This window comes from Planktotalea sp. (genome assembly GCF_049680325.1).
Taxonomy (GTDB): domain Bacteria; phylum Pseudomonadota; class Alphaproteobacteria; order Rhodobacterales; family Rhodobacteraceae; genus Planktotalea.
Map to the genome: position 1 here is coordinate 1 of NZ_JBAUHO010000394.1, position 7412 is coordinate 7412.

6 protein-coding genes are annotated in these 7412 nt (G+C 54.2%); 2 read left to right on the forward strand and 4 right to left on the reverse strand.

The annotated features are described in order from the left end of the window. Positions 1-116: 116 nt before the first annotated feature. The 4 genes from WBC85_RS17460 to WBC85_RS17475 all read right to left on the reverse strand — a co-directional run bounded on the left by WBC85_RS17460 (position 117) and on the right by WBC85_RS17475 (position 4816). Entirely contained in the window at positions 117-1871 is a 1755-nt protein-coding gene (locus WBC85_RS17460; RefSeq protein ID WP_424440401.1) for an acetolactate synthase 3 large subunit, read from the reverse strand. A gap of 319 nt (positions 1872-2190) precedes the next feature. Continuing rightward, entirely contained in the window at positions 2191-2739 is a 549-nt protein-coding gene (locus WBC85_RS17465; RefSeq protein ID WP_424440404.1) for a pseudouridine synthase, read from the reverse strand. Continuing rightward, positions 2736-3377 (reverse strand): response regulator, encoded by a 642-nt coding sequence (locus tag WBC85_RS17470; RefSeq protein WP_424440407.1) that lies wholly within the window; start codon positions 3375-3377, stop codon positions 2736-2738. Before WBC85_RS17470 ends, WBC85_RS17465 begins: the two co-directional genes overlap by 4 nt. Then, the gene (locus WBC85_RS17475) at positions 3377-4816 is read right to left on the reverse strand and encodes a cache domain-containing protein (protein ID WP_424440410.1); all 1440 of its coding nucleotides are present in this window, start codon (positions 4814-4816) and stop codon (positions 3377-3379) included. Before WBC85_RS17475 ends, WBC85_RS17470 begins: the two co-directional genes overlap by 1 nt. Before the next feature lie 291 nt (positions 4817-5107). On the opposite strand from WBC85_RS17475, the gene WBC85_RS17480 reads away from it, so the two are divergent. Beyond that, a complete protein-coding gene (locus WBC85_RS17480) occupies positions 5108-6193 on the forward strand; it encodes a TRAP transporter substrate-binding protein (RefSeq protein WP_424440413.1) in 1086 nt (361 codons plus the stop codon). A 128-nt stretch (positions 6194-6321) separates the two neighbouring features. Then, positions 6322-7248, forward strand: coding sequence for a TRAP transporter small permease subunit (locus tag WBC85_RS17485; protein WP_424440416.1), 927 nt, complete (start codon positions 6322-6324; stop codon positions 7246-7248). Positions 7249-7412: the final 164 nt, after the last annotated feature.

The following is a 7412-nucleotide window of genomic DNA, read 5'->3' on the forward strand; positions in this document are numbered from 1 at the left end:
TCAGAGGTGACATGGTCAGTCCTTCTTCGGTCTTGAAATACCTTTGGGGGGTATGGGGGGCAAGTGGGGGGTATGGGGGGCAAACAGCCCCCCACCTTAACATATCAAATCGGTGCCTAGACCAGCACGGATCCTTTTGCATCAATCACGCCTTGCGTATCCGCATCGCCGAGCAGCATTTCGTTATGCGCTTTGCCTGACGGGATCATCGGGAAGCAGTTCTCATGCTTTTCAACGAGGCAATCAAAGATAACCGGCCCCTTGTGAGTAATCATTTCCATGATGGCATCATCCAGAGTGTCCGGATCAGAGCACAAAATACCCTTCGCACCAAAGGCTTCTGCTAACTTGACAAAGTCGGGCAGGGATTCAGACCAGCTTTCGGAATAGCGCTCGCCATGTAGCAATTCCTGCCACTGGCGCACCATGCCCAACCGCTCGTTATTCAGAATGAACTGTTTCACGGGTAGGCGGTACTGAACCGCAGTGCCCATTTCCTGCATGTTCATCAACCAACTGGCTTCACCTGCCACATTGATGACCAGCGCCTCCGGGTGTGCCATTTGCACGCCGATAGAAGCGGGGAAGCCATACCCCATCGTGCCAAGACCACCCGAGGTCATCCAGCGATTGGGGTCTTCAAAGTTCAAATATTGCGCCGCCCACATCTGGTGTTGGCCAACTTCGGTGCAGATATAGCGATCATGTTTCTTGGTCAGCTCTTCAAGGCGCTGCAAGGCGTATTGCGGTTTGATAACTTTGCCTTTTTGGGTGAACTTCAGGCAATCAACCTTTTGCCACTCTTCAATCTGACCCCACCACTTTTTCACAGCGCCAGAATTGGTCTTGCGCCCGCGCGCTTTCCAAACCTTCAGCAGATCTTCCAACACATGGGCAACATCGCCGACAATTGGCATATCCACATGGATAACCTTGTTGATTGAGGACGGATCAATATCGATGTGGGCCTTGCGGCTTTTCGGGCTGAAGTGCTCCAGAACGCCAGTAATACGGTCATCAAAACGCGCACCGATGTTGATAAGCAGATCGCAGCCGTGCATCGCCATGTTGGCTTCGTAAAGGCCATGCATGCCAAGCATACCAACCCATTTGTCGCCGGACGCTGGATAGCACCCCAGTCCCATCAATGTGGATGTGATCGGGAAACCTGTGGATTCTACCAGTTCACGCAAAAGCTGGCTGGCCGCAGGGCCTGAATTGATGACGCCGCCGCCTGTATAAAAGATCGGGCGCTCGGCCGCTTCGATCGCGGCGACCAATTCGGTGATCGTCTCCAGATCGCCTTTGAGCTGGGGTTGGTAGTGACCAAGATCCGCTTTTGCGGGCGGTGTATAGTGATCGGTTGCGAACTGCACATCCTTTGGAATGTCGATCAACACAGGGCCGGGGCGGCCTGTGGTGGCAACGTGAAAGGCTTCATGGATCGTGCTGGCCAACTCGGACGTCTCTTTCACCAACCAGTTATGTTTGGTGCAAGGGCGGGTAATGCCAACTGTGTCCGCTTCCTGAAAGGCGTCAGAGCCGATCATAAAGGTCGGAACCTGTCCGGTCAGAACCACGATTGGAATGGAATCCATCAACGCATCGGTCAGGCCCGTCACCGCGTTGGTCGCGCCAGGGCCAGAGGTTACAAGACAAACGCCCGGTTTGCCTGTTGAGCGGGCATAGCCCTCTGCCGCATGCACCGCGCCTTGCTCATGCCGTGCGAGAACATGGCGAATTCCGTTTTGCTGGAAAATTTCGTCGTAGATCGGCAATACAGCGCCGCCAGGGTAGCCAAAGACGGTATCGACGCCTTGGTCCTTCAACGCTTGAATTACCATCTTCGCACCGGTCATTTTCTGTGCCATGCGCCTCGTCTCCATCTAATAGGCGTTGCCAATTTCGTTTCACATAAAAAAGCCCCCGTCCGAATGGCGGGGGCGCATGGTTTCCCTCACGGGTGCCGCTAACGGCCCATGCGCCTGATATCCACGATGACGACTAGGTCGTACATTGCTCTTGGCTCCTTTAAACTCGCGGGGACATTATGTGTCTTGAAAAGGAGGGTCAACAGGGCGATTGCAGAAAAAGTGTCGCTGAGGGGTAAAAATCTTTCCATTTATTGCGCGGGGCGCGGTAAATTCGGACATAACCTAGTTTTCAGCGTGTTTTGGCGCAGCAATAAGGCTACTCAGCGTCGCGCCACGCGCCGCTTTCAATTCCATCAAGCGCCCAATCCCCGACAGACCAACGCACCAAGCGCAATGTCGGATGCCCGACTGCTGCCGTCATGCGCCTGACCTGACGGTTGCGACCTTCGCGAATGGTTAGCTCAATCCAGCAATCGGGAACGGATTTACGAAAGCGCACAGGCGGGTTGCGATCCCAAAGGGACGGGGGCTCGATGCGGCGCACCTGTGCAGGACGCGTCTTGCCATCTTTCAGCGTCACCCCGTCGCGCAGGGCTTGCAAGGCTGCGTCATCCGGTATCCGTTCGAGCTGCACCAAATAGGTCTTTGGTTTTTTGAACTTCGGATCGGCAATTTGAGCTTGCAGGCGTCCGTCATCCGTCAGCACCAAAAGACCTTCGCTATCGCGGTCCAGTCGGCCGGCGGGATAGACGCCGGGAACATCTACATATGCGGACAAGGTTGGGCGCTCTGATCCTTCAGTGCCTTTATCAGTGAACTGGGACAACACGCCAAAGGGCTTGTTCAGTAAAATGACACGGCTCATAGAAAGCTGCCTGTGCCTTGCAAAACCCCGTGTTCCATCGCGTAACGTGTGAGGCCCGCAGTCGAGGAAATACCAAGCTTGCGTTTGATATTCTTGCGGTGCGTTTCAACGGTGCGCACAGAGATATCAAGCGCCGCCGCAACATCCTTGTTTGAGCGTCCCTTGGCCAGTTGCAGCAGGACCGTCTGCTCGCGTTCGGTCAAAGTATCGCGCGACGTTTCATTTTCGCTTGGGATCAGAGAACCCTTCGCGCCTGTGCAAAGATAGCGTTGCCCGGTCATAACCGTATCTATCGCAGTCTTGATTTCCTCTGTCGGGACGTCTTTCAACACATAGCCCATTGCGCCGTGGCTGAGGGCTGTGGTGATGTATTCAGGACTGTCATGCATGCTAAGAACCAAAATGCGTGTCTCTGCGCGCAGCTCAAGCAGCAATTCAGTCGCGGTCAGCCCGTTCATGCCCGGCATATTCAGATCAAGCAAAATAACATCCGGGGCCAATTCCATGACACAGTCCAGAATCGCCTGGCCCGACGAAAATGTCGCCGCGACCTCAATGTCATCATAGCTTTCCAAAATCGCCTGGATGCCCTCGGCAACCATCGGATGATCGTCAACAATTGCGACCCGTATCGGCATTATGCGGCGTCCTCTAGGCTTGTCTCTTTGGCGTTCGAGCCTGCTTCTGGCGGCAACATATGGCTGAGAGGCGCGCGCGCTTCAATGGTGGTTCCGTTCTCATCGCTGTTAATGATAAGCGCACCGTCCAGCTGCTCCATCCGTTCCTGCATATTGCGCAGGCCCATGCCGCCGCGCAAAGCGTCCTCGGATGTCTTGGGTGCGCTTTTCAATCCATGTCCGTTGTCCGAAATTGTCAGTACAGCGCCGCGCCGATCCCCGCGCACGGATACGCGCACTTCGGTTGCGTCCGCGTGGCGTTCGATGTTTGTCAGTGCTTCTTGCGCAACGCGGTAAAGCGCGATCTTGGCATCCCCATCAAGGCGGTTGCGAAACACAACAGTGGTAAATTCAGAGGCAATGCCGGTCCGGGCGGTGAAATCATCGGTCAGCGCTTTCAGGGCAGGGCCCAAGCCAAGATCATCCAGCACGCCGGGGCGTAGATCCCGGCTAATGCGGCGCACCTCCTGAATGGCGCCGGCAAGGCTTTCGATACCCTTATCAAGCATTTTGGGAATAGGCCGCGTGTCAGTGGTCAATTGGCGGCGCGTGACGTCCAGCGCATAACGAATGCCCACAAGAATCTGGCTGATCCCGTCATGCAGCTCGCGCGCAACGCGCCCGCGTTCTTCTTCTTGCGCATCGAAAACCCGCTGCGTCAGCGCTTTCAATTTGGTATCGGCCAAGCGCCGCTCGCGGATGTTCAAAAGCAGGCCAGAGCCGAAAACGGCCAGCAAGGCGGCCAGTGCAATAGCACCGATATAAAGAAAGGTCGCGCGTGTGCGCGCCTCAACCTGCGCGCGGGAACTGGCGACGGTTGCGAGCACATCATCAATAAAGACACCCGTGCCGACCGCCCATTGCCAGCTGGGAAAGCTGGTCACATAGGTAATCATCCGTGCCTCTTGTCCTGTCGAAGGTTTGGGCCACAAATAACTGTGATAGCCCGCGCCAGCGCGCGCGATCTGGATCAACTCGTCCACGACAAGCGTGCCTTCGCTGTCTTTCAACCCTTTCCAGTTGCCATTGATGAGATGGGTATCTCGCGGGCTGACCAGATTGGTGCCATCGTAGTTATAAACGAAAAAGCTGCCTTCATCGCCGTAGATCATCGCCGCAAGAATTTGCTTAACCTGCTGTTTTGCCGCCTCGTCATCAGGCGGGGCAGAGCCGTAGATGAAGTAAAACCCGTTGCGGGCTTGGGTCACATAGTTACGCAGCTCGGCCTTCTTCGTTTCAATGAGCGTTTGTTCAAGCGTTGCAATTTCACGCTCGGCCAGTTGGCGCGATTGATACGCCACAAGAATAGAGATCGCCGTCACCGCGAAGATCAACGGCAGTGTCCCAAGCAGGAACAGTTTTTGGGTATAGCTAAAGCTAAAGAAGCGGCTGTGTGACATAGGGCTGTGCTATCCTCGAATCAGACGCGAATCAAAGCCTTTGCATCTAGGCGAATCTTCTTTGATGTCGCGGCACATGCCGAAAACGCTTGTTTTTTGAGCGCTTCGTACGTTGAGCGATGTAAATTTCACTGAATTAAAAGCCTGATAAACCGCCACCTACGTAAAACTTGGTATTCCCATTTGCGCACACGTGAGTAAGGTTCCCCTACTTGAAACGATCCGCGCGGGGGGAGAGCTGGATCAATTCCAGCATTTTCATTGCGCATCACCAATTTGGGAGGATTCTTAATGGATCGTCGTTCTTTTCTAAAAACATCCGCACTTGGCGGCTCAGCGGCAGCAGCGGCAACACTCGCAGCGCCAGCCTATGCACAGGGCAAGCGCGTATTGACTATGGTTCAGTCCTGGCCACGCGGCTTTGCTGTTCTGGATGATGCGGCAACGTATTTCCAAGACATGGTTGGCGCGATGTCTGACGGTCAGTTGACCATCGACAAGAAAGCACCGGGCGAGCTGGTTGGCGCGCTTGAAGTGTTTGACGCTGTGTCGTCCGGTCAGGCAGATCTTTATCACTCTGCAGACTACTACTTCATCGGTCAGCACCCAGCATATGCGTATTTCACAGCCGTACCATTCGGTGGCACTGCGCAAGAGCTGACAAACTGGTACTACCATGGTGGCGGTCACGAGCTGCACAACGAGCTGGGCGAGATCTTCAACTTGAAGTCTTTCCAAGCTGGTAACTCTGGTTCGCAGTCCGGTGGCTGGTTCCGCAACGAAATCAAATCTGCGGCTGACTTTAACGGTCTGAAATTCCGTATGCCTGGTCTTGGCGGCAAGGTTCTCGGCAAACTGGGCGCATCTGTTCAGAACATCCCGGGCGGCGAGCTGTATCAAGCGCTGTCCTCTGGTGCTCTGGACGGTCTGGAGTGGGTTGGCCCAATGGCTGACGAACGCGCCGGCTTCCAGGAAGTTGCGAAAGTTTACTATGCTGCGGGCTTCCACGAGCCAGGTTCCGGCCTGTCTGTTGGTATGAACCTTGACGTTTATAACGATCTTTCCCCAGCGCATCAGGCGATTGTGTCTAACGCGACTATGGCGACAACGCACATCCAGCTATCCGAAACACTTGCGAACAACGGCGCGGCGCTTGCCCGTCTTCAGGCGCAAGGTGTTAAGGTTCTGCAGTTCTCCGACGACGTTTGGGATGCCTTCGGTGCAGCCTCCAAAGAAGTCATGGACGAAAACATGGGTGACGAACTGTTTGCGCGCACACGCTCAAGCTTTGAAGAATCCATGGCGGCGTCCTCTTCTTGGATCGACAAGTCCGACGGTTACTACGTTCAGCAGCGTAACCGCGTTCTGGGCGGCTAAACCTTACGACATTGAACATTCGGTTAGGCCTCTGCATTTCGCAGGGGCCTTGCCAACATCAACCCCTTGCAGCGCAAAGCACGTGATATAAACGATGCCGCGAGCAAGGAAAAATAGGGGGGACACCGATGGCGGATGAAGCATCTGGCGGAGCGCTCGCAGCTTTTGGCGATGGATTGCTCTGGTTTATTCAGAACATTGGCATGGCATTTTATAATTTTGGCTACGCAATTACCCATCCAGGATCATGGCTGAACTGGTCCGATAGCCAGTCTCTCATGCGGTTTATTTACTATGGTGCCTCGGTCGAGCTGTTCTTTGTTGTCTTCACCGGCTTCTTGATCCTGACGGCCATTGGCCTTTGGAAGAACTCGATCATGTGGGGCACCGTGCGCCTGCTGGAAGGGTTTGCAAACACAGTTGGGCGCTTCTTTGCTTGGGCAGGCTTGCTCATGGTGATCCAGCAGATCGTTATTGTCTTTATGCAGCGTATCTTTACGCGCCCAGACATTTCGTTCGGCTTTGGTATCCCGCTCCAATTCGATATCTCTTGGTTCGCTGAAGAATTGAAGCTTTACAATGCGTTAGTCGTTTGCCTTTGCGCGACCTATACCTTTGTTCAGGGCGGGCATGTGCGCGTCGATCTGGTATATTCTGCTGTTAAATACCGCACGAAGAAGGTCATCGACATGGTCGGATCACTGATCTTCATGATGCCGACAGCGGTGCTGATCTGGATGTATGGCTGGTTCTTTATGTGGCGTCATCTTGTGACACCCAAAGTATCTGCCTCTGACAAGATCGATTTGCTGATGCGCAAAGCAAAGCTGTTGAAATGGAACGTAGAAACCATCGGTTTCTCGCCCAACGGATTTACGGCGTACTTCTTATTCAAAATCTTGCTTGTCGCGTTTACCGCAATGGTCTTTTTGCAGGCAGTCGCATTCTTTTACCGCTCCTATCTGGAATGGAAAGAAGGCGAAGAGAGCGAGGGCAAATACCTCGACAAAGATACGCTCGGTGAGGGCGAAGAAGCTTATGAGGGGACACACTGATGCTCTTTGGACTTGATGGCGTAGAAATTGGCCTAATCATTGTTTTCCTCTGCCTGTTTGGCGGAATTCTGTCCGGCTTTCCGGTTGCCTTTGCAATCGGCGGCGCTGGCGTTATTTCTTTCGGGATTATCGCGGCGCTGGATGGGGCAGGGCTGCTTATCCAC

Bases quoted from the DNA above. Each gene is read 5' to 3' on its own strand.
- WBC85_RS17460 (WP_424440401.1), bottom strand. From the start codon at position 1,871: ATGGCACAGAAAATGACCGGTGCGAAGATGGTAATTCAAGCGTTGAAG.
- WBC85_RS17465 (WP_424440404.1), bottom strand. From the start codon at position 2,739: ATGAGCCGTGTCATTTTACTGAACAAGCCCTTTGGCGTGTTGTCCCAG.
- WBC85_RS17470 (WP_424440407.1), bottom strand. From the start codon at position 3,377: ATGCCGATACGGGTCGCAATTGTTGACGATCATCCGATGGTTGCCGAG.
- WBC85_RS17475 (WP_424440410.1), bottom strand. From the start codon at position 4,816: ATGTCACACAGCCGCTTCTTTAGCTTTAGCTATACCCAAAAACTGTTC.
- WBC85_RS17480 (WP_424440413.1), top strand. From the start codon at position 5,108: ATGGATCGTCGTTCTTTTCTAAAAACATCCGCACTTGGCGGCTCAGCG.
- WBC85_RS17485 (WP_424440416.1), top strand. From the start codon at position 6,322: ATGGCGGATGAAGCATCTGGCGGAGCGCTCGCAGCTTTTGGCGATGGA.